Source organism: Actinoplanes sp. NPDC051494 (assembly GCF_044454705.1).
Lineage (GTDB): Bacteria > Actinomycetota > Actinomycetes > Mycobacteriales > Micromonosporaceae > Actinoplanes.
In genome coordinates, this window is sequence record NZ_JBITDZ010000017.1 from 26,790 (window position 1) to 47,584 (window position 20,795).

General features: G+C 73.6%; 20 protein-coding genes and 1 pseudogene. 7 read left to right on the forward strand and 14 right to left on the reverse strand.

Annotated elements, in window-relative coordinates:
* Positions 1 to 59: 59 nt before the first annotated feature.
* Complete coding sequence (locus ACIA6A_RS38975) at positions 60 to 299, forward strand: hypothetical protein (protein WP_396103148.1); 240 nt, start codon at positions 60 to 62, stop codon at positions 297 to 299.
* 23 nt (positions 300 to 322) lie between these two features.
* Positions 323 to 2,026 carry a DEAD/DEAH box helicase gene (locus tag ACIA6A_RS38980; RefSeq protein ID WP_396103150.1) on the forward strand — a complete coding sequence of 568 codons (1,704 nt, stop codon included), beginning with the start codon at positions 323 to 325 and terminating at the stop codon, positions 2,024 to 2,026.
* A gap of 57 nt (positions 2,027 to 2,083) precedes the next feature.
* On the opposite strand, the gene ACIA6A_RS38985 is transcribed toward ACIA6A_RS38980, so the two are convergent.
* The 12 genes from ACIA6A_RS38985 to ACIA6A_RS39040 all read right to left on the reverse strand — a co-directional run bounded on the left by ACIA6A_RS38985 (position 2,084) and on the right by ACIA6A_RS39040 (position 11,758).
* Positions 2,084 to 3,169, reverse strand: coding sequence for a DUF4157 domain-containing protein (locus ACIA6A_RS38985; protein ID WP_396103151.1), 1,086 nt, complete (start codon positions 3,167 to 3,169; stop codon positions 2,084 to 2,086).
* A 357-nt stretch (positions 3,170 to 3,526) separates the two neighbouring features.
* Positions 3,527 to 4,006 carry a Dps family protein gene (locus ACIA6A_RS38990; protein WP_396103153.1) on the reverse strand — a complete coding sequence of 160 codons (480 nt, stop codon included), beginning with the start codon at positions 4,004 to 4,006 and terminating at the stop codon, positions 3,527 to 3,529.
* Positions 4,003 to 4,443, reverse strand: a complete 441-nt coding sequence (locus ACIA6A_RS38995) for a Fur family transcriptional regulator (RefSeq protein WP_396103154.1) — start codon at positions 4,441 to 4,443, stop codon at positions 4,003 to 4,005. Before ACIA6A_RS38995 ends, ACIA6A_RS38990 begins: the two co-directional genes overlap by 4 nt.
* Positions 4,444 to 4,472: 29 nt before the next feature.
* A complete protein-coding gene (locus ACIA6A_RS39000; protein ID WP_396103155.1) occupies positions 4,473 to 5,060 on the reverse strand; it encodes an AAA family ATPase in 588 nt (195 codons plus the stop codon).
* Positions 5,057 to 6,193 (reverse strand): GTP-binding protein, encoded by a 1,137-nt coding sequence (locus ACIA6A_RS39005; protein ID WP_396103156.1) that lies wholly within the window; start codon positions 6,191 to 6,193, stop codon positions 5,057 to 5,059. Before ACIA6A_RS39005 ends, ACIA6A_RS39000 begins: the two co-directional genes overlap by 4 nt.
* A 119-nt stretch (positions 6,194 to 6,312) precedes the next feature.
* Positions 6,313 to 6,939 carry a response regulator gene (locus tag ACIA6A_RS39010; protein ID WP_396103157.1) on the reverse strand — a complete coding sequence of 209 codons (627 nt, stop codon included), beginning with the start codon at positions 6,937 to 6,939 and terminating at the stop codon, positions 6,313 to 6,315.
* Positions 6,936 to 8,108, reverse strand: a complete 1,173-nt coding sequence (locus ACIA6A_RS39015; protein WP_396103158.1) for a sensor histidine kinase — start codon at positions 8,106 to 8,108, stop codon at positions 6,936 to 6,938. The genes ACIA6A_RS39010 and ACIA6A_RS39015 overlap by 4 nt, the downstream gene beginning before the upstream one ends.
* 10 nt (positions 8,109 to 8,118) lie before the next feature.
* Positions 8,119 to 8,547, reverse strand: a complete 429-nt coding sequence (locus tag ACIA6A_RS39020) for an ABA4-like family protein (RefSeq protein ID WP_396103159.1) — start codon at positions 8,545 to 8,547, stop codon at positions 8,119 to 8,121.
* Entirely contained in the window at positions 8,544 to 9,461 is a 918-nt protein-coding gene (locus tag ACIA6A_RS39025) for a hypothetical protein (RefSeq protein WP_396103160.1), read from the reverse strand. Before ACIA6A_RS39025 ends, ACIA6A_RS39020 begins: the two co-directional genes overlap by 4 nt.
* Before the next feature lie 219 nt (positions 9,462 to 9,680).
* Complete coding sequence (locus tag ACIA6A_RS39030; protein WP_396103161.1) at positions 9,681 to 10,799, reverse strand: lytic polysaccharide monooxygenase; 1,119 nt, start codon at positions 10,797 to 10,799, stop codon at positions 9,681 to 9,683.
* A gap of 108 nt (positions 10,800 to 10,907) precedes the next feature.
* A complete protein-coding gene (locus tag ACIA6A_RS39035; RefSeq protein WP_396103162.1) occupies positions 10,908 to 11,576 on the reverse strand; it encodes a TetR/AcrR family transcriptional regulator in 669 nt (222 codons plus the stop codon).
* Between the two features lie 17 nt (positions 11,577 to 11,593).
* Entirely contained in the window at positions 11,594 to 11,758 is a 165-nt protein-coding gene (locus tag ACIA6A_RS39040; protein ID WP_396103163.1) for a hypothetical protein, read from the reverse strand.
* A 72-nt stretch (positions 11,759 to 11,830) separates the two neighbouring features.
* On the opposite strand from ACIA6A_RS39040, the gene ACIA6A_RS39045 reads away from it, so the two are divergent.
* Positions 11,831 to 12,646: an SAM-dependent methyltransferase gene (locus ACIA6A_RS39045; protein ID WP_396103164.1), complete on the forward strand. Its 816-nt coding sequence runs from the start codon at positions 11,831 to 11,833 to the stop codon at positions 12,644 to 12,646.
* A 7-nt stretch (positions 12,647 to 12,653) separates the two neighbouring features.
* On the opposite strand, the pseudogene ACIA6A_RS39050 reads toward ACIA6A_RS39045, so the two are convergent.
* Positions 12,654 to 13,073: pseudogene (locus ACIA6A_RS39050) on the reverse strand (NAD(P)-dependent oxidoreductase); the annotation flags it as partial.
* 54 nt (positions 13,074 to 13,127) lie between these two features.
* Complete coding sequence (locus ACIA6A_RS39055; protein WP_396103165.1) at positions 13,128 to 13,670, reverse strand: sigma-70 family RNA polymerase sigma factor; 543 nt, start codon at positions 13,668 to 13,670, stop codon at positions 13,128 to 13,130.
* A gap of 156 nt (positions 13,671 to 13,826) precedes the next feature.
* Here ACIA6A_RS39055 and ACIA6A_RS39060 point away from each other — a divergent pair, with 156 nt between their 5' ends.
* The 4 genes from ACIA6A_RS39060 (at position 13,827) to ACIA6A_RS39075 (ending at position 20,773) form a co-directional block, all read left to right on the forward strand.
* Positions 13,827 to 16,601: a BTAD domain-containing putative transcriptional regulator gene (locus ACIA6A_RS39060; RefSeq protein ID WP_396103167.1), complete on the forward strand. Its 2,775-nt coding sequence runs from the start codon at positions 13,827 to 13,829 to the stop codon at positions 16,599 to 16,601.
* Between the two features lie 100 nt (positions 16,602 to 16,701).
* Positions 16,702 to 18,129 (forward strand): S8 family serine peptidase, encoded by a 1,428-nt coding sequence (locus ACIA6A_RS39065; protein WP_396103168.1) that lies wholly within the window; start codon positions 16,702 to 16,704, stop codon positions 18,127 to 18,129.
* Between the two features lie 5 nt (positions 18,130 to 18,134).
* Entirely contained in the window at positions 18,135 to 19,817 is a 1,683-nt protein-coding gene (locus ACIA6A_RS39070; protein ID WP_396103170.1) for an RICIN domain-containing protein, read from the forward strand.
* 8 nt (positions 19,818 to 19,825) lie between these two features.
* Positions 19,826 to 20,773 (forward strand): serine/threonine-protein kinase, encoded by a 948-nt coding sequence (locus ACIA6A_RS39075; protein ID WP_396103252.1) that lies wholly within the window; start codon positions 19,826 to 19,828, stop codon positions 20,771 to 20,773.
* Positions 20,774 to 20,795: the final 22 nt, after the last annotated feature.

The window sequence follows — 20,795 nt, forward strand, 5'->3', positions numbered from 1 at the left end:
CATCCCTCTACCGGGCTGGGCCGGTTCGCGTCCGGGACGGGGGCTCTACCCTTGAGTACGTGACAGACCTAGAAGAAGCCGTCGAGACCGAGGCGACCCCCGAACTCATCGCCACTCATTACCTGACGAGCGTCGATGACGTGGTGGAGCACCTGCGTGCCGCCAGCCAGCTCGGCCTCGGCGTCCGCGTGACCTCGTACCTCGAGCAGGACGAGGACAGCGAGGTCTACGCCGAGCGCTGGGAGCTGGACCTGCTCACGTCGTCGCCGGTGCACCACGAAGACGCCACGGCTGAGTGACGACCGCGAACCCGGAGCTGATGATGACTGATTACCCCGACGAGAAGGAGCCGGTCGGCTTCGCCGGTCTGGCACTACGACCGGAGTTGCTCCAGGCCCTTTCCGGTCTGGGGTATGAGGAACCCACGCCGATCCAGCGCGAGGCGATCCCTCCGCTGCTGGAGGGCAACGACCTGCTCGGGCAGGCCGCGACCGGCACCGGCAAGACCGCCGCGTTCGCCCTGCCGCTGCTCGACGCGCTGCCCCCCGGCCCGCGCGGCGAGGGTCCGGGCGCGCTCGTGCTCGTGCCCACCCGTGAGCTCGCCGAGCAGGTGTCGCAGGCGGTCGAACGCTACGGCTCGGCCCTCGGCGTGCGCGTGCTGCCCGTCTACGGCGGCACCCCGATCGGGCGCCAGCTCAGTGCGCTCAAGCGGGGCGTCGACATCGTCGTCGGCACGCCCGGCCGCGTGCTCGACCACCTGGGCCGGGGCACGATCAACCTGGCCGACCTGCGCACGGTCGTGCTCGACGAGGCCGACGAGATGCTCGACATGGGCTTCGCCGAGGACATCGAGGCGATCCTCGACGAGACCCCCGACGAGCGCCAGACCGTGCTGTTCTCGGCCACGATGCCGCCGCGCATCGACGCCATCGCCCGCCGGCACCTGCGCGAGCCGGTCCGGATCCAGATGGGCCGGGCCACCCTGCCCCCCGGCGAGCTGCCCCAGGTCCGGCAGAGCGCCTATCTCGTCGCGCGCCAGCACAAGCCGGCCGCGCTCGCCCGGGTGCTGGATGTCGAGGCCCCCAAGGCCGCGATCGTCTTCTGCCGCACCCGCGAGGAGGTCGACGAGCTCACCGAGGTGCTCAACGGCCGCGGCTACCGGGCCGAGGCGCTGCACGGCGGCCTCAGCCAGGACCAGCGCGACCGGGTCATGGGCCGGCTCCGCTCCAGCCACACCGAGCTGCTGGTCGCCACCGACGTCGCCGCCCGCGGTCTGGACATCGAGCAGCTGACGCACGTTGTCAACTACAACGTCCCGTCCGCCCCCGAGGCGTACGTCCACCGCATCGGCCGGGTCGGCCGCGCCGGTCGGCAGGGCGCCGCGATCACCCTCGCCGAGCCCCGCGAACAGCGGATGCTCACCGCGATCGAACGCCTCACCCGCCAGCCGATCGCGATCGAGTCGGTGCCGTCGGTGGCCGACCTGCGGGCCCGCCGCCTCGAACGCACCCGGGCGTCGATCGCCGAGCGCGTCACCGCCGACGACCTCGACCGGTTCCGCGGCGTCCTCGACGGGCTCACCGAGGACAGCGACCTCGAGACCGTGGCCCTCGCCGCGATCAAGATGCTGCACGAGGCGTCCGGCGGCGACGGCGACGACGTCGAGATCCCGGCGGTGGCCCGCTCCGCCCGCGACAGCAAGGGCCGCCCCGACCGTGGCGTCCGGGGCGGCGACGACCACCGCCCCGACGGTCGTGGCCCGTCCCGCGGCCGCCCGGCCAACGCCGGCTCGGCCCGGCTCTTCCTCGGCATCGGCAAGCGCGCCGGCCTGCGTCCCCAGGACATGGTCGGCGCGATCGCCGGGGAGTCGGGCCTCAACGCCCGCGACATCGGTCAGATCCAGATCCAGGACCGCTTCACCCTGGTCGAGGTCCCCGAACCGGCCGCGGACATGGTCATCGCGGCCCTGCGCCGCGCCACCATCCGGGGCCGCAAGGCCACGGTCCGGCGCGAGCGCCCGAACTGATCCGGCGGACGGCGCCGGGCTCCCGCCTCACCGCGGCAGCCCGGCACCGTCCGGGGTTCACCCGAAGTCGACCGTCCACGGCGAGCCACCGGTGCCGGCCGCCTGGTGCACGATCGGCGCTTCGTTCTGGTCGTCCACCTTCTCCGAGGTCACGGTGTGCGTGACGGTGTCGCTGTCCCAGGTCCGGCGGCGACCGGTCTTCTCCTGGACGGCCCAGCGGAAACTGACCTCGTACTTGTCCAGCCACTGACCCTGCTGGATGCTCCGGTCCGTGGAGAAACCGGGCTCGTCCTTGAACAGGATGGAATTCCGGTTGACCGTGAGCTGCGGATTGTTCGCGTCGTACGGCGGCCGGTACGGCCCGTCGCGCACCCAGCTCCGGCGCTGCACCTTGTCCTGGACCAGCTCGCCCTCGGGGTTGGTGAACTTGGACTCGAACCTGTCCGTGACGTACTGGGTGAAATCGTAGGTCTGGGCCAGCGGCAGGTCGGTGCCGTCCTGGTGCAGCACGGCGGACTGATCGAACAGGATGTTCTGGGCCCGGTCCAGCCGTTGCGGGTCGACGCCCGCGTAGGACGAGCCGAAGGTCAGCGTGAGCGGGCCCAGCTCCGGCTGCGCATTGCGGCCGGAGCGCCGGGTCGGCGCCTTGGGCTTGTCCTCCTCGGGTGTCTCGCTCCGGTCCTTGCGGCCGCGCTTGGCACCCACCGTGGGGGTGGACGTGGAGGCACTCTTGGACGAGGAGACCTTCGGTGCCCGCTGAACGGTGCCGTCCTCCTGCCGCTGGGCGAGGCCACCGGTGACCAGGCTGGTGCCGCCCGCGGCGACCCGGCGGCCGTTCTCGGCGGCCAGCCGCTCACCCGCGTGGCCCGGGTCGGTGACACCGAGGCCCCCACCGAGCTGGTGTGCGGCCTGCTCGACCGGCGCCACGGTGTGGGTGAGCTCGTGTGCGCGGACCGCGTCGGTCACCGGACCGCCGTACACGATGTGCCGCCCGACGGTGAACGCCTCCGCGCGCATCAACGCCGCGGCTTCCCGAGCCTGTGGCCCGTGGTGCTCGCGCACCCCGCTCAGGTCGGCCCGGAAGGTGTTCTGCAGACCGGGGAGCTCGTCCGAGGAGATCGGCTGCCCGGGCGACCGCAGCACCTCACCTGGTCGTCGCGGGCCGCGCGCTGGGCGGTGAGCATGGCGCCGACGGCCTGGTTGCCGGCCAGCCGCTGCAGCTCCAGCATCTCGGCACCGGGCCCGCCGGCCCGGCTCACGGCCGGGGACGCCCCGGACTCGCGGTCGCGGTGAGCACTGCCCCGCTGATGAGATCGCATCTGCCGACGTTAGGAGCATGTCGGGTGTCCCGGCAACCCGCGGCCCCGCGGTCGAGGTGCCCGATCGCAGAGGTATCCAGGTCGGAGCGACGTGCGGTGTCTGGTCGCGCACCGCTTCTGCCCATGAAGGCAACGCCCGCACGGCCCGGCGGCCCGGTGCGCCGGGCCGCCGCGCCGGCCGCTAGCGCCGGGGCGTCCGCGTCTCCGAGCCGATCAGCCAGGCCTGCTTCTCCAGGTCGTGCAGCACGGTGTGCAGCAGGTCGGCGCTGGTCGGGTCCGCGGCGTCGACCGTGTCGTGGATCTGCCGCACGGTGCCGGCCGCCCGGCGGATCATGGCGGTGACCAGGTCGGCCGCGTGGGCGGTGTCGATCTCGGCCGCGTCGAGGTCGCCGATGGTGGCGTGCGCGGCCACCGTGCCGGGACGGGCGTCCGGCACCGCGTCGAGGGCGCGCATCCGCTCGGCGATGGTGTCACTGGCCTCGCGGGTCACGTCGACCAGCTCGTCGAGCTGCAGGTGCAGGTCGCGGAAGTTGGTGCCGACGATGGTCCAGTGGGCCTGCTTGGCCTGCAGGTGCAGGGCGACCAGGTCGACGAGGACCCGCTGCAGGCTCTCGGTGAGGGCCGGGGTCGCGCGGAAGACGGTGTCGGTGGCGGTGCTCATGAGCGTGCTCCTTCGGATCGGCGCGGTGTCCCGGTGGGGTGCTCCGCGCAGGTGGTGCAGGTGCCCCACCAGGTGACCTCGGCTTCGTGGACCGCGGCGAACCCGGGGGTCTCGGCCGGCCGGAAGCAGGGTGCCGTGCCGGCCGGGCAGTCGATGTCGGTGACCACGCCGCAGTCGCGGCAGATCAGATGGTGGTGGTTGTCGCCGACCCGGGTCTCGTAGCGGGTGGGGGAGCCGGCCGGCTCGATGACCCGTACGATCCCGGCCCGGGTCAGGTCGTCCAGCACGTTGTAGAGGCCCTGGTGCGACAGCGTGACCGCGGCGGCGAGCTCGGTCGCGGTGGCGTGCGGCCGGGAGAGCAGCGCCGTCAGCACCGTGCGGCGCTGGGCCGTGCACCGCAGGCCCGCCGCCTTGATGAGCTGCTCCGCCGGGGTCATGTCCCGACCGTACTCTTCTTTTGACTGAGTCAAAAGTAGCGTTGGTCACGCCCGCCCGTCGGCGGCGCAGTGCGGGCACCGCACCGGGCAGGGGTCAGCGCCGCGGTCGCGCCCAGGCCGCTGTCGTGCAGGACGGTGCGCACGGCGTCGTCGAACGTCGCGCTCTGCGGGATGACCACCTCACCGGGCACCCCGAGCAGATCCCGGTACGCGTACCAGCCCCGCATGTCGTCGGCGGTCACCGCGGTCGGCTCGGCCCGGGTGGCGTGCCGGCGTACGGTCTCGTCGAACGCCACGTCGAGGTAGAAGGCGTGCGCGGGCCCGTGGTGCCCGGCGATGAGATCGCGCAGCACCGCGGCGTACCGTCCGGTGTGCAGGATGCCCTCGAGAACGACGTGGTATCCCAGATCGAGCGCGGTCCGGGCGGTGGCGGCGATGAACGCCGGCGCGACCGGCCCGATCCGGCCGCTGTCGTGCTCGCGCAGCACGACGCGCCGCAGGTGGTCCTGCTCCAGCAGGGCGCACCCCCGGCCGTACCGGCGGCGCACCTCGCGGGCGGTGGTCGTCTTGCCGCTGCCGGAGTTGCCGCGCAGCACCACCAGGACGGGGTCGGTCACCGGGCCGGCATGGCGGGTTCGAGCGGGAACAGGTCCGCGTACGCCGCGGACACCCCGGTCCAGTAGTCCGTGCCGCGGGACAGCTCCTCGTCGGTGAGCAGGCATCCGGACAGGATCCGGTCGATGCGTACGGGATCGATGTCGAACCCGATGAACGCCAGGTGCTGGTGCCGGTCGCCGAAATAGGGGTCCCAGGCCAGCGCGGCGGCCGCCCGCCGCAGGTCGTCCTCGGCCGACCAGCGCTCGTCGGGCTGGTCGGCGAGCCAGTGGCCGGCCGGGCGCACGGTCAGCGTGCCCGCCGACTCCCAGGTCAGCACCAGGTCGGGGCGGGTCGCCAGCCACAGGTGGCCGCGGGAGCGCAGCACCTGGTCGGTGACCGTGGGCAGCGCGTCGTGCAGGCGCCCGGGGTGGAACGGGCGGCGGGCCCGGAACACGCAGGAGAGCACGCCGTCGTGCGGGACCGGTTCGTGCGCGCCGACCAGCAGGCCGCGCAGCCCCCGGGTGGCCGGGGCGACCGGGGTGTGCTGCCGGGCCGGGCGGCGGGCGACGGCGGGCAGCGCCGGATCGTCGAGGTCCGGGTGCGCGGCCCAGGGTGCGAGCCGGCGCAGCAGCGTGCGCAGCCGTTCGGCCTCCCACTCGTCGTCGCCGTCGGGCCGGCCGCTGACCAGCACGGTGTCGGCCTGCTCGACCTGCCGGGCCACGACGTCGCCGACGGTCCGCGCGTCGGCGCGGTCCTGCTGCAGGGCCACCGACCGCAGCGAGCTCTCGTCGGTGAGACCGTCGAGCAGCAGGTCGGCGGCGACCACGGTGATCAGCGCGCCGAGCAGCGGCCCGCCCGGCGGGACGTGCGCGGCCCACGCGGCGCGCACCTGGTCGGGTTCGCAGGACTCCGGGACCATCACGATCAGGCCGGGGACCCGGCTCCCGCGCGCGATGGCGAGGACATCGCGCACGAGCGCGGTGACCGGGTCGTCGCCGGTGCCGGTGGTGTGCCCGTCGCGGACCAGGCAGCCGGGCCGGGGCAGCTCGTAGTGCAGCAGCCGGGCCCGCGGCTCCCCGGCGAGCAGTTCCTGTGCCGCGTCCCCGGTGGCATGTGCCCAGAATCCCGACAGCATGACTACCAGCGGTGGCATAGGGCCTCCAGGGTGAGATCGGTGGAGCGCGGACAACTCCTCTACAAAGGACCTGGCCGGGTCGGGCTATTCCGTGATCGTACGGTCACCATCGGTCGGAAATGAAGGGTTCACCTCGCTCAGGCGCCGTGGGCGTACAGGGCCAGCCGGACCCGGTTGGGGCTGTTCGTCTTCGCCATCAGGCTGGTGACGTGGGTCTTCACCGTGGTCACGCCGATGTGCAGCCGCTCGCCGATCTCGGCGTTGCCGAGCCCCTCCGCGACCAGGGCCAGCACGTCGCGTTCCCGGTCGGTGAGGCCCGGCAGGTCGCGGTGCTCGCCGGGCCGGGCGTGCACCGCGCGGTGCACCAGGCGTTGCAGCACCTCGCGGCTGAACGCGCTGTCGCCGGACGCCGCCCGGCGGATGCCGTCGAGGATGTCGTCCGGGGACGCGTCCTTGAGCAGGAAGCCGCACGCCCCGGCGGTCAGCGCCGGGTACAGGTGGTCGTCGTCGCCGAACGTGGTCAGCACCAGGACCCGCACGGTGGGCCGGTCGGCGAGGATGCGGCCGGTCGCGGTGATGCCGTCGACGCCGGGCATGCGCAGGTCCATCACGACGAGATCGGGGACGAGCCGGGCGGCCAGCGTCACCGCGTCGCGGCCGTTGTCCGCCTCGCCGACCACCTCGAGGTCGGGCTGCGCGTCGCAGAGCATCCGCAGGCCGGCCCGGATCAGGTGCTGGTCGTCCACCAGCAGCACCCTGATCACGACGCCACCAGCGCGGGCAGGGCGGTGCGGACGGTCCAGCCGGTGCCCTCGGGGCCGGCCCGCAGCTCGCCGCCGAGCAGCGAGACCCGCTCGCGCATACCGGTCAGGCCGTGACCGCCGCCCGGGGGCACCGTGCCGGTCTCGCCCTCGCCGTCCCCGTCGTCGGTGACCGACCAGTGCACGGTGTCCGCGCCGACCGCGACGGCGAGGCGGACGTGGGTGCCCGCGCCCGCGTGCCGGGCCACGTTGGTCAGCGCCTCCTGGGTCAGGCGCAGGACCGCCAGCGCGCGCACGGCGTCGAGCTCACCCACGGTGGGGGAGATCTCCGCGTCGACCACCAGCCCGGCGCGCCGGGCCGCTTCCACGGCGCCGTCCAGGGCGGTGGGCAGGCTGCCGGGTTCGATCGCGGTCAGGGCGGCCCCGCCGCGTACGCCGTCCGGGTCCCGCAGCACCGAGACCAGCCGGCGCAGGTCGGCCAGCGCGGCGCTGCCGGTGCCGTGCACGTCGTCGAGGATCTCGCGGACCTCCGGGCCGAGGTCCGGCAGCACGTGCCGGGCCACACCGACCCGCAGGACCATCGACGCCACGTGGTGCGCGACGACGTCGTGCAATTCCCGGGCGATGGCCCCGCGCTCGTCGGCGCGGGCCGCCCGGGCCTCGGACTCGCGGCGGCGGCTCTGCTCGGCGGCGCGTTCGGCGGCCTGCCGGCCCAGCTCGGCGGTGGTGCGGATGACCATGCCGAGCAGCAGCGGCACGCCGACCACCAGGTTGAGCCCGTAGAGCCGCTGGGGCAGCTGTCCGAGCGGTTCGCCGATGCCGCCGGCGAGGTAGATCGCGCAGAGCAGGCCCACCGACCACCACCGCCGGGCCGGTGCCGCGACGATGGTGAGCTCGAGCAGCGCCCACCCGGCGCCGACCTCGTTGATCGTCGGGTCGTCGAGCACCAGGAACGCGGTGACCAGCAGCGCCGACTGGACGAGCAGGTTCCCGCCCTGCCGCCGGCGCAGCAGCAGGGCGGCGGTGAACGCGACGACCGCCAGCGCCCACTGCGGTGCCCGCGGGGCGGTGCCGTGCGGGTAGAAGATCAGGTAGCCGACGCCGCTGAGATCGAGCAGGATCATCCGCACGAGGGCGTCCCGTGCGTCGAAGAAGCGCCCGAACCACGTCACGCCGACCACCCTATGCCGCCGGGCCGACCGGAAAACGTCGCCGCACCACGAGGTACGCGAGCAGCCCGACCGGGCCGAGCAGGATGGTCAGCAGCAGCACCGGTGCCATGAGCAGCGCCGGGATGGCCCGCTCCCGGCTGTCCAGGTAGGCCCACCGGCCCACGAAGAGGTCGAAGGCGATCATGTGCGCCCAGCCGGCGGTCGCGCCGTCCGCGCTGCCGAGCAGCTCGCGCACGCCGCCCAGGGTCGGCGAGGCGACCGCGGGGAGCACCTCGCCGAGCGACCCCGCGACGGTGATCGCGTAGATGAGCAGCACCGGCAGCACGATCCACGGTGACGCGACGATCCGCCGGGTCCAGGACCAGTGCGGCAGCACGATCATCAGCGCCCAGAACGGCGCGGCCACGGTGAACGTCAGCCCGAACAGGAATCCCGTCATGCCGTCACAACAACCTTCCGGTCGGCCGCGAGGACCATGGTGGCGGCGGTGAGGGTGCCGGCCACGACGGCGCCCAGAGCGGTGAGGGTCAGCGCGTCGGGAGCCGTGACCGGCTGTCCGCGCAGGGCCTGCCAGGTGAGCAGCAGGGTCAGCGCACCGTACCCGGATCCGGCGACCAGCAGGAGCCGGACCCGCGCGGCCTCGGTGGTCCGGGTGAACCGGGTGAGCAGCAGCGCCAGCAGCGGCAGGGCCTGCAGCGCGTGCAGGCCGATGAAGTGCCCGGCGCGCAGGTCACCGCCGGTCGTGCTCCAGCCCAGCACCGGCAGGCCGGGCCCGCCGTCGGCGACGCCGATGCTGTGTGAGCCGGCCACGCCGCCCACGGCCTCCCGCATCATCGTCATCGGGAGTGCGGCCAGCATGCCGAGCAACGACAACCCCAGGCCCAGCCGTACGCCGGTGGCGGCCAACCGGTCGCCGATCCGGGCCCGCAGCACCACCACGGCGACGACGACCTGGGCCAGGAACAGCACCATGATCGACGCACCCATGAGCGCCCAGAGTGCCGCGTTGAACCCGGTCGTCACGTTGAAGTGGCTGGTCTGCCCGCGGCCCACCTGGGTGAGGATGACGGCCATCTCGGCGACGCTCGTCGCCACGATCACGACGGTCGCCCGTTCGGCCGCCTTGCCTCGGCGGGGGAGCAGGCTGAACATCCACGCGAGCGTGCCCGCGTACAGGATGAACGAGACCGAGAACTTGAACGGTTTGAGCCAGATCGGCACGCCGAGCAGCGTCCGGTCGTCGAGCAGGAGCCCGGCGAGCGTGACGGCGGTGAGCACGACCGCGGCCGCCGTCAGGCCGAGCAGCGGACGGTTCCAGCCGGCGACCTGCGCCCGTACACCCGTGGTTGTCATGCCTTTGATCCTGGGTGTCACCGGTGCCCGGATCGCCCACCTTGCGGCCTGTCCGGTGGCCGCGGGTGGGAGGGGTCCTCCTCCCTGGGGAGGAGGTGGAGGGGGCGAGGTGGGCGCCTCGCCCCCAACGGTGGATGGATGGAGCCGGACGGACTGTTTCTGGGAGCGCTCCCATCGATGAATGTAACAGTCTTCACATGCTCGTAACAGAGGGTCCGGTCAGGTTGTGGCGGTGCACGCCAGTGCGGGCGTGCTCGCGGTGCCCGATCCGGTGAAGCCGAACGAGGTCCGCGCGCCCGCCGCCACGCTGCCGTTGTAGGTCGCGTTGGCCGCCGTGACGACAGTGCCCGCGGTGCTCAGCGTCGCGTTCCAGGACTGCGTCACCGTCGGGGCCGCCGCATAGGTCAGCGTCACCCGCCAGGACTTGATCGCGGTCGGGCCCGCCGTCACCGTGACGTCACCCTGATATCCGCCGGACCACTGCGAGGTCGTCGCGTACGTCGCCGAGCAGCCGCCCGCCGGAGCCGGCGGGGTCGTGGCCGGCGGCGTGGTCACCGGCGGAGTCGTCACCGGGGGAGTCGTCGCGGGCGGAGTCGTCGCGGGCGGGGTCGTCGCGGGCGGGGTGGTGGCCGGCGGGGTCGTGCTCGTCCCGCCGAATGCGATGTCACTGCAGAAGTAGTAGGACTGGTCGAGGTGGCTGGCCTGCCAGATCGTGTAGACCATGGCCCGGCCGGTGCGCCCGGACAGCGCCACCGGGATGTCGACCTGCACGCCGCCGCTCGCGACCGGGGTCCACTGCGCCGCCGGGGTGTTGCCGATCTGGCTGACCAGATCGAGGTCCGACCACTTCAGCGCGGTCGTCACCGGGTTGTAGGACGGCTTGGTCACGTACACCCGGACGTAGTCGGCGCCGTGCAGCGCGCCGTCGAACAGGCGCACGTTGAAGCTGTTGCCGACCGAGGTCGCCTTCCAGTCGCCGACCGTGTCCATGGCGTTGTAGCGGCCGCTCTGGGTGTGGCCGGCGCTGCACAGCTGACCGTCGGGGATCGCGGCCTGGTGGTTGCCCGCGACCCCTTCCCGGAACAGCCCGTTCCAGTTCCACATGGCGTTCGGGTCGGCCTGCCAGGCCTGCCAGCACATCGGGTCCTGGGTGGCCATCGCGGGATTCTGGAAGTCGCTGCCCCAGCGTTCGTAGCAGCCGAAGTTGCGGGAGGCGGGGCCGGTCACGTTGCCGTGCGCGGCGGCCGGCGTGGAGGGGAGGGCGACGGCGATCAGGGTGGCGGCGAGAACGCCGACCACCGCGCTGACCGCTAGTCGTACGCGAAGAATCGGGGACATGGGGGCAGCACTCCTGGACTCGAGGGTTCGGTGAGGACGGCGGGGACTGCCCGGGTCTCCCGCCTGCCGCGCGGCTCCGGCGACAATGCTGCTGCCAGGGTCCCTGAATCAATCCAGATTTGTCAATGAACGAGGCAGCCAGTCCCGGGACAGCGCGGTGACGTCGCCGGGGGTCAGCGGCCGGCCCAGGTCACCGGCTACCGGCCGGGCGCGAAGCCCGTCGATCATCAGCCGGCGATACCGGGCGAAGATGTCCGGCCGGACGTCCCGGCAGTGCTGGGCCACCTCACTGATCATCAACAGCATCAGGGGTACGTCCTCCGCGTTGACGTCCGCGCGCAGCGAACCCTCCGCCTGGGCCCGCTCGATGAGGCGCCGGACCAGCGGTGCCATCCGCTCGCCCTTGCGCGCGTGGTGCTCGGTGCCGAAACCCGCGCTCAGTGCCACGTCACGCAGGCCCCGGTCGGACGCGTGCAGTTCGGTGGCCCGGCCCAGGAACATGGTGAGGCCGTCCCAGCCGGTCGGCGCCGCGAGGGCACTCTCGGCGAGGGCGACCATCTCCTCCAGCCGGTCCTCGAGGATCACCGCGACCAGCGCCTCCTTGGTCGGGAACCGGCGGTAGACCGTGCCGACCCCCACCCCCGCGTGGTGCGCCACGTCGTCGAGCGTGGCGTGCAGCCCGCGCGTCGCGAACACCTCCCGGGCGGCCTCGATGACGCGCTGCCGGTTGCGTTGCGCGTCGCGCCGCAGCGGACGTCCGGCCTCGGGGCTCACCATGGGTGCCAGCCTACGGTTCAGCCCGGCGGCACCATGCACGAAGACTCGTTGACGGTGCACGAGCCGGGCAGGTCGCCACCGCCGGCCCGGCGGACGTGAAAGCGCGGCGCCACCCGGGCGCCGCCCTCGGCCGGCACGCCCGAGCGCCGGCGGCGGCATTTGCCCAGCAGCCCAGCGATCATGCTGGATAGATGAAAGTGAAAGCTTGTTGCCGGTTACGGGCCCGGTTCCGGTCACGGCTAATGTGGACGGTCATGGACGAGATGAAGGCCCGCGGCGCGGCGATCGACAGCACGGTCCCGCATCCCGCCCGCCGGTACAACTACTGGCTCGGTGGCAAGGACAACTTCGCGGTCGACCGCGCATCCGGCGACGAGTTCGAACGTCTCCTGCCCGGCCTGCGCGACGGGGTGCTGGCCAACCGCGGCGTGCTGCGCCGGGCGGTGCGCTACCTGGCCGCCGAGCGGGGCATCCGGCAGTTCCTCGACATCGGCACCGGTCTGCCGACCGCCGACAACACCCACGAGGTCGCCCAGGCCGTCGCGCCGGACAGCCGGATCGTCTACGTCGACAACGACCCGCTCGTGCTCACCCACGCCCGGGCGCTGCTCACCAGCAGCCCCGAGGGCCGGACCGCGTACATCGAGGCCGACCTGCGCGATCCCGCGAGCATCCTGGACAGCGACGCGGTCAAGGACACCCTGGACCTCACGCGGCCGGTCGCGCTGATCCTGGTCGCGGTGCTGCACTTCATCCCGTACCCGGGGGCGGCCAAGCCGATCGTCACCCGCCTGATGGACGCGCTCCCGAGCGGCAGCTACCTGGTCGTCACCCACGGCACCGGCGACTTCCTGCCCCCGGAGATCGCGGCCGCCCACCAGGCCATGTTCGAACAGGGCCGCTCCGACATCTGGGCCCGCCCCCGCGCCGAGGTCGAGGACCTGTTCGAGGGCCTCGAGCTGGTCGAGCCCGGCGTGGTGCCCAACACCGAGTGGCGCCCCGACCCGGACGACCGCACGATCCCGCTGACCTCGGTCGCCGGCTGGACCGGCACCGCCCGCAAGCCGTAGCGGCGCCTCAGTAGGCGACCGAGACCGTGCGGCGGACCGTCGCGAGGTCGCCGAGCACGGCCAGCATGTGGCGGGCGACGTCGGCGCGGGAGATGAACATGCCACCGCGGACGTTGACGTCGAGCGCGGTCCGGTAGGACGGGCGCAGGGCGTGGTCGAGCAGCCGGGGCGGCCGGGACACGGTCCAGTCCAGGTCGCTGTCGCGCAGGACGTCTTCCATGATCGCCAGGTCGAGGTAGTGCGGCCGGAACAGCCGTTTCGCCACCGGGGCGAACATGTGCCGGGTCACGGGTCCGTCGCCGGGGTTGAAGCGCGGCGGGTTCGGCCGCCCGGGTGAGGGCACCGTGCCCACCGACGCGGCGCTGACCGCGATGATCCGCCGGACCTCCGTGACCCGCATCGCCGTCACGAGGGCGCGGGTCCCGCGGGAGGCGACGCCGGCCTGCGCGCCGGTCGGCCCGAGGACAAAAGGGCCGTCCCGTCAAACCGGATCGTCGCCGGTCAGGATCTCGCGAACGCCGCGCAGCGCGTAGAAGGTGCGGGAGCGGACCGTGCCCTCGGGGATCCCGATGTGCGCCGCCGTCTCGGCGACCGTCGCGTCCCGGTAGTACAGCGCCACCAGCACCCTTCGCTGCTCCGGCGTGAGCCGGAACAGGGCGTCGCGCAGGACGTAGCGGTTCAGCATGCCGTCGATCGGGCTCTCGGCGGCGCGTACCCAGGTGATGTCCTCGCTGTGCACCTCGACCGGGCGGGCGAGCTTGGCCCGGGCCGCGTCGACCATCAGGTTGCGGGCCACGGTGAACAGCCAGCGGCGCAACGACTCCGCGTCGACCGGGAGTTCCTCCACCTTGCGCCAGGCGCGCAGCATGGTTTCCTGGAGCAGGTCCTCGGCCGCTTCCTTGTGGCCGTGGGTGAGCCGCAGCAGATACCGGCTCAGCGGGCCGGCGTTGGCGCGGAAGAGCACGATCATGCGTCGTTCCCGGACGACCGGATCCATGACCTCGACGTCGGGAACCGTGGGCATGACCGCCAGTCTGGACCGGGGCGCTGCATGATCGCTCCAGTTCGGCTCCATACGGGCGGTGACGTGCGGCGACGGTTCCCGCGATCGCCCGGCACCCGGGCGGGACGTACCGTTACCGCCGTTCGACGGCATGCCGGACGGATCGGGAGTGCGGTGGTGACGGTGGGGCCTGAGCTGTGGATCGAAGGGATCGGTGCCTTCCGCGGGTACGTCGGGGGCGCCGAGATCGACCTCGGTCCACCCAAGCAGCAGTCCGCGTTCGCGGTGCTGGCGCTGTCGGCGGGCACGGTGGTGTCGCGGGCCGAGCTGATCCAGGCCGTGTGGGGCGAGGCGGCACCCCGGACGGCCGCGGGTGGCCTGCACACGTACGTCTCCGCGTTGCGCCGGGCGCTGGGACCACGGGAGGGTGTGCTGGTCACCGGCCGGGCGGGATACGGCCTGATAATCGACCGGGTGATGTTCGACGTCACCCGGGCCGAGGACCTGACCCACCGGGCGCGGACGGCTCCGCGCGATCATGCGGCGCTCGCCGCGTACGGGTCCGCACTGGACAGCTGGCCGCCGGGGACGCTGCTGGCGGGCGTGACGGGGCCGTTCGTGGAGCGGGCGCGCGACCGGCTCGACGGGTTGCGCCTGCGGCTCGTGGTCGAGCACGCCGAGCTGGTCCCGCCCGAGCTGCTGCCCGAGGCGGCCGGCCGGCTGCTCGCCGAGATCCCGGCGCATCCCCTGGACGAACGGCTGCGCTGCACGCTGATGACCGTGCTGCACCACAGCGGGCGCACCGGCGAGGCCCTGGCCCAGTACGACGACCTGCGCCGGGTGCTCTCCGCCGACCTGGGCATCAGCCCGTCACCGGCCACCGAGGCCGTCTACGGCGAGATCCTGGCCGACAACCGGCGCCGTGCGGTGGCCCCGGTGACCGGCGGCCCGGCCGGCCCGGCACAGCTGCCGCACGACAGCGACGTGTTCGTGGGGCGCGACGCCGAGCTGCTCACGGTGCTGCGCGGCGCCGCCGGGGATGCCGAGCCGCGCCGGCGGATCGTGCTGGTCGTGGGCGTCGGTGGCATCGGCAAGACCGCGCTCGCCGTCCGTGCCGGGCACCTGCTGCGCGACAGCTACCCCGACGGGCAGATCCATCTCGACCTGCGGGGTTTCGACCCGGCCCGGGCCGCGCTGACCGCGGAGACCGCGCTGCGGTTCCTGCTGACGTCGGTCGGCGTCCGGCAGGTCACCGGCACGCACGAGGAACGGGTCGCGCTGTGGCGCAGCCGGGTCGCCGGCAGACGTTTCCTGGTGCTGCTGGACAACGCGGAGTCGGCCGCCCAGATCGAGGAGCTGCTGCCGGGCACGCCCACCTGCCTCGTGCTGGTGACCAGCCGCAACCGCCTGTCCGGCATGGTCGTGCGGCACGGTGCCCGCCGGATCACGCTCGGCCCGCTCAGCGAGCCGGAGTCGTTGCACCTGCTCGGCATCACGATCGGGGCGGACCGGGTGCGGGCCGAGCCGGATTCCGCCCGCCGGCTCGCGGCGCTGTGCGACCGGTCGCCGTTCGCGCTGCAGATCGCGGCCGAGCAGGCCGGGTCCGCACCGGCGACCCGCCTGGAGGAGCTGGCCGGTCAGCTCGAGGACATCCGGCACCGGCTGGACGCCCTGCAGCTCGCCGATGATCCGCTCTGCTCCGTCCGCGGGGTGCTGTCCTGGTCCGTCGCGGCGCTCAGCGAGGCCGAGGCCCAGGCGTTCCGGCTGCTCGGCGTCCTGCCCGGCACGAGTGTCACCCCGCGCGTCGCGGCCGCGCTGGTCGGCACCGGTGTGGTCCGCGGCGCCGACCTGCTGGGCCGGCTCGCCGAGCTGAGCCTGCTGGACCAGGAGGGGGAGCGGTTCCGGATCCACGACCTCACCCACGCGTACGCCGTGGAGCTGGCCCGCGAGCTGACTCCAGCCGATCGGGAGGCGGCTTTGTCCCGGGTGCTGTCGTGGTACCGCCTCACGCTGCTGACCCGGAACGAGGTCGGCGTCGTGGCCCGCGGGTTCCCGGCCGAGGCGCCGTACAGCGAGGTCCCGCCGACCGTGTTCGTGCAGGAGCGCGACTTCCTGCGGTGGTGCGCGGCGGAGCGGCAGAACCTCGTCGCGCTGGTCGGCGCGGCGCACCGCCACGGGCTGCACGGGCCGACGTGGCACCTGGTCAGCCTGATCTTCGAGTACTTCTACATGGCCGGGCAGCCGCTGGAGTGGCTGGAGGTGCTGCGCCTGGCGTACCGCTCGGCCGAGGTGAGCGGCAACGACGTCGGCCGGGCGATCATGGACGGCCACCGTGGTCTCGCGTACTCCCGGCTGGGGCACACCGGGACCGCGGTCCGGCACCTGAACCGCGGCCTGGCGCTCGTCACCGCGCCGGACCAGGGGCGCTACCGGGTCATGCTGCTCATCGTGCTGGCGCTCGCGCTGCTCGAGGCGAAGGACTACGGCGCGGTGCCCGGCCCGGCCGCCGAGGCGCTGGACCTGGCCCGCGCGGTGGGGATCGACTACTACCTGGCGAGCATCCACGCCGTCCTGTGCCGGCTGCACGCCGAGACCGGCCGCGGGACCGAGGCGCTGCGGTACGGCCCGTCCGGTCTGGAGTACGCCCGTCGCTGTCACAGCCCGATGCTCCAGGCGCACCTGCTGCTCGGTATCGGGCTGGCCCGCTCCGGTCTCGGGCAGCTCGCGGACGCCGAACGGTCGTACCGCGAGGCGCTGCGGATCAGCCAGGAGGCCGGTGACCGCTACCACGAGGGTCACGCGCTGTTCGGGCTGGCGCGGGTGGGTGGTCGCGAGCCGGCGGCCGCCGCCGCGCTGGCCCGCCGTGCGCTCGCCCGGTTCGAGGAGCTGCACGCCGACGAGGTGGCCGACGTCCGCGTGTTCCTGGCGGACGGGGCGGGTGCCCGGCCCTGAGCCGAAGAAAATTTCCGGTCGCCGGCTGAACGCGGCGCCGCCCGTTCCCGTCGTGCAGACGGGGTGCGCCGCGCCCGGACGACCGAGAGGACCGCAGGCAGTGAAGACAGTGGACCAACTCCGCCCCGGGAGGCGGATGGCGGCCCTGGTCGCGGCGGTGCTGGCGGTTGGCCTGGTGCTGTCGGCCGGGGGTCCGGCCGCCGCGACCGGTCCCGCGTACGTCCCGTACTACACGGTGGTGGCGGGGCCGGAGGACCTGTCCGGGATCGCCGCCAGGTTCCTCGGCGCCGGCGACCGGGCCGTCGAGATCTTCAACCTGAACGTGGGCCGGCGGCAGGCCGACGGGAGCAGCCTCACCAGCGGCGACCACCTGAAGGCCGGCTGGTCGCTGGTGCTGCCCTGGGACGCGGCCGGCGAGGGCGTGCACTACGGCGAACTGCCGGCGAAACCCGCGACCGCCCCGAGGAAGACAAAGACCACGACCAGGAAGACCACCGTCACGTACGGCGACAGCTGCGCGAAGGTGACCAGGGCCGGCGCGCAACCCGACTGGGCCCGGGCGAAGCTCGACGCCGGCAAGGCGTGGGCCAGCAGCCGTGGCGCGGGCGAACTGGTCGCCGTCATCGACTCCGGCACCGATCGCACCGTCGCGCAGCTGACCGGCCACGTGTCGCAGGGCACCGACGTGGTCTCCGGCACCGGTCGCGGCGACGCCGACTGCCGTGGCACCGGCACCGCCATGGCCGCCATCGTCGTGGCCCGCCCCGGCAAGGACGGCGCACTCGCCGGCATCGCCCCGGACGCCACCGTGATGCCGGTCCGGGTGGTGACGACCGGGACGTCGGTGCCGGCCGCCGACGCGGCCACCGCGATCGCCGCCGCGGTGGCGGCCGGTGCGACCGTGATCGCCATCGGATCCTACGTGGACACCGGGGATCCGCTGGTGTCCCGGGCGATCCAGGACGCGGTCGGCCATGACGTCGTCGTGGTCATGGCCGCGCCGCTGGGCTCGGCGCCGGTCGACCCGGCGTCCGCGCTCGTCCCGGCCGGTGTCCTGCGGGTGGGTGGCGTGGACGAGGCCGGCCGGCCGGCGCGGGCCTACCGGTCCGGGACGGTGGACGTGCTGGCGCCCGGCGAGAAGGTCCGGTCGCTCGGCATCACCGGCACCGGCGAGGTGCTGGTCTCCGGCGACCGGTACGCGGTGGCGTTCGCGGCCGGTCAGGCGGCCCTGGTGCGGTCGGCGTACCCGGGCCTGCCGGCCGCCGCGGTGGTCGACCACATCAGGAGGACCGCCGCCTCACCCGGCGGGGGCGCCGGGCTGCTCGCCCCGGCCGCCGCACTCGCCGCCGCGATCACCGTGGACGGCAGGCTCGCCGCGCCACCCGAGACCGAGCCCCGTTCCGTCCTCCCGCAGCTGCTCCTGCTCGCCCTGCTCGGCCTGGTGCTGCTGGGGGCGCTCATCGCGCTGATCGTCCGGATCCGGCGGCTGCTGCGGGCCGGGGCGACGACCCACCCCGAGAAGAAATGAGCACGGTGACAAGACCCGATCCGGTACGCGCCTGGGGCCGGTTGACGGCCACCCGGCGCGGACGCCTGCAGCTGATCTCGACCGGCGTGGTGCTCCTGCTGCTGGCCGGCGTGGCCTGGGAGGTGGCACCGGCCATCGCCAACGCGGAGAAGATCGAGGGCCGGCCGCTGTCCGCCGAGCAGCTGCCCGCGGTGGTGACCGCGGCGCTCTCCTGCCCGCTGCTCACCCCGCCCCGCCTGGCCGGGCAGCTCATGGCGTTGAGCGTCGACAGGTCCGGGGACGAGCCGGCCGGCCTGATCAGCGACGCGGACTGGAAGACGTGGAAGCCGCGCCGTGACGCGCGGATCGCGGACCCGGCCGACACGGTGCTCGCGCTGGCCCACCAGACCTGCGCGCTGGCCGGGCGGATCCGGGCCGCCGGGACCGAGGGTGACCTGTGGCAGCTCGCGGTGGCCGCCCAGCATGGCGGGATCACCGCGGTCGTCGACGCCGGCGGGGTCCCCGGGGCCGACCGGGCGTTCGTGGACCGGGCCGCCGGCTATGCCGCCTGGTACGCCGGTAGCGGGCAGTTCTCGCGGGAGGCGATCGCGTCGGTGCCGGCCGCGCCGGCCACCGGCACCTTCGCGGTGCCCGGGGAGCTGATCGCCGCGCTCAATGAGAGCGGCCGGATCTGCCCGGGCGTCACGCCCGCGCGGCTGGCGGCCCAGCTCCGCGCGGCGTCGACGTTCGACGCCAACCTGCGCACCGACCGGGGCCAGGGCATCGCCCAGTTCGGCGCGCAGCTGTGGGAGCAGTACGCGAGCCCGGCGCGGTCGGTCTACGACGCCGGTGACGCCATCGCGGTGCTGGGTACGGCCATGTGCGACCTGAGCGGCCAGTTCTCCGGGTTCGGCGGCGACCCTTACCCGCTGGCACTGGGCGCGTTCCAGTGGGGTGCGGACACCGTGCGCCTGGCCGGTGGCCTGCCGCTGACCACCGTGCCGCAGTTCGCCACCGCCGTCCTGAGCCACGTTCCCGAGTACGAGAAGGACACCCGCCTCACCAAGAGCCGCGGCACCGCACCGAAGCCGAGCGCCCCGGCCCGGCCGGGCACCCCGTCGACCGGCGCGCCGAGCTCACCGGCGGCCGGGAAGCCGAGGTCACCGGCGCCCCCGGAACCGGTCACCACCACCACGTCGTCGCCGGCCGCCCCGGAACCCGGGAACCCGGCGGCACCGCAGCTGTACGACCCCACCCGGGCGTACCTGATCCGCAACGTCCACGCCGGCGCCGTGATCCAGATGCCCGGCGACGACGTCGCGTCGCTCGCCTCCGGCACCAAGGTCGAGATGTGGCAGGACCAGGAGTCGCAGGACCGCTGGTGGACCGTCTCGGCCGCGCCGGACGGCGAGCACGTCGTCATCACCAACAAGCTCTCGGGCATGTCACTGGCCGTGGAGAACGCCTCCATGGACGAGTACGCGCTCATCGTGGTGCAGACCACGGACGCATCCGATGAGAACCAGCAGTGGACGCTCGAGGACGCCGGCGACGGGGAGCTCTTCGTCACCAACCGTCACTCGGGCCGGCTGATGGACCTGCACGGCGACGACGTGCCCCCGCCGAACGGCAGCTGGAACGGCTACGACGTGCAGCAGTGGCCGAGGCAGGACACCGCCCGCGACCAGCGCTGGAAGCTGGTGGGTTAGCCGTGCCGATGCCGTTGCTGCCCACCGACCCCGTCCGGCTCGGCGCGTACACGCTGGTGGCGCGGTTGAGCCAGGGCGGGATGGGTGCGGTCTACCTGGGCCGGCACGACAGCCGTGACCGGCCGGTCGCCATCAAGGTCATCCGCCCGGAGTTCATCCAGGACCGGGAGTACCGGGCCCGGTTCCGCAGCGAGGTGAACCGGGTCCGGGAGGTCCCGGCGTTCTGCACCGCGGCGGTGCTGGACGCCGATCCGGACCACGAGACGCCCTACCTCGTCGTCGAGTACGTCAAGGGCCCGAACCTCGACGAGGTGGTCCGCGAACGGGGTCCGCTGGAGGGGGCCGAGCTGGTGAACCTCGCCGTCGGGGTGGCCACCGCGCTGGCTGCCATCCACGGTGCCGGGGTCATCCACCGGGACCTCAAGCCGGGCAACGTGCTGTTCGCCGTGGGCGGGCTGAAGGTCATCGACTTCGGGATCGCCCGGGCGGTGGAGCTGACGAGCGCGCACACCCGTACCGATCAGATGGTCGGCACCGTCGCCTACATGGCGCCGGAACGCTTCGAGGCGAGGAAGGGGCAGGCGGTGACGCCGGCGGCGGACATCTTCGCGTGGGGGGTCCTGGTGGCGTACGCCGCGACCGGGACCACCCCGTTCGAGGGCGACTCGCCGATGGCGACCGGGATGCGGATCCTCACCCAGCCGCCGGAGCTGGACGGGTTGCACGGTGACCTGCGGGCCCTGGTCGAGCGGGCCCTGGACAAGGACCCGCTGCGGCGCCCGGGAGCGCACGACCTGCTCCGGGTGCTGCTGTCGCAGAGCCGTCCGGCCGCCGCCGCCGTCCCGGACCGGCGCCGGTGGCTGCTCGCCGGGCTGTCCGCGGCGGCGGTCGTGCTGGGGGCCGGAGTGCTCGCGGTGGTCGTCCTGATCGGCCGCGTCCTCGCCGGGACGGGCTGATGTCAGCCTATCCTCCTAGGAT

Bases quoted from the DNA above. Each gene is read 5' to 3' on its own strand.
- ACIA6A_RS38980 (WP_396103150.1), top strand. From the start codon at position 323: ATGACTGATTACCCCGACGAGAAGGAGCCGGTCGGCTTCGCCGGTCTG.
- ACIA6A_RS39075 (WP_396103252.1), top strand. From the start codon at position 19,826: ATGCCGTTGCTGCCCACCGACCCCGTCCGGCTCGGCGCGTACACGCTG.
- ACIA6A_RS38995 (WP_396103154.1), bottom strand. From the start codon at position 4,443: ATGACCCCGGCGGAGCAGCTCATCAAGGCGGCGGGCCTGCGGTGCACG.
- ACIA6A_RS39025 (WP_396103160.1), bottom strand. From the start codon at position 9,461: ATGACAACCACGGGTGTACGGGCGCAGGTCGCCGGCTGGAACCGTCCG.
- ACIA6A_RS39045 (WP_396103164.1), top strand. From the start codon at position 11,831: ATGGACGAGATGAAGGCCCGCGGCGCGGCGATCGACAGCACGGTCCCG.
- ACIA6A_RS39055 (WP_396103165.1), bottom strand. From the start codon at position 13,670: ATGCCCACGGTTCCCGACGTCGAGGTCATGGATCCGGTCGTCCGGGAA.
- ACIA6A_RS39035 (WP_396103162.1), bottom strand. From the start codon at position 11,576: ATGGTGAGCCCCGAGGCCGGACGTCCGCTGCGGCGCGACGCGCAACGC.
- ACIA6A_RS39040 (WP_396103163.1), bottom strand. From the start codon at position 11,758: ATGATCGCTGGGCTGCTGGGCAAATGCCGCCGCCGGCGCTCGGGCGTG.
- ACIA6A_RS38990 (WP_396103153.1), bottom strand. From the start codon at position 4,006: ATGAGCACCGCCACCGACACCGTCTTCCGCGCGACCCCGGCCCTCACC.
- ACIA6A_RS39005 (WP_396103156.1), bottom strand. From the start codon at position 6,193: ATGCCACCGCTGGTAGTCATGCTGTCGGGATTCTGGGCACATGCCACC.
- ACIA6A_RS39020 (WP_396103159.1), bottom strand. From the start codon at position 8,547: ATGACGGGATTCCTGTTCGGGCTGACGTTCACCGTGGCCGCGCCGTTC.
- ACIA6A_RS39030 (WP_396103161.1), bottom strand. From the start codon at position 10,799: ATGTCCCCGATTCTTCGCGTACGACTAGCGGTCAGCGCGGTGGTCGGC.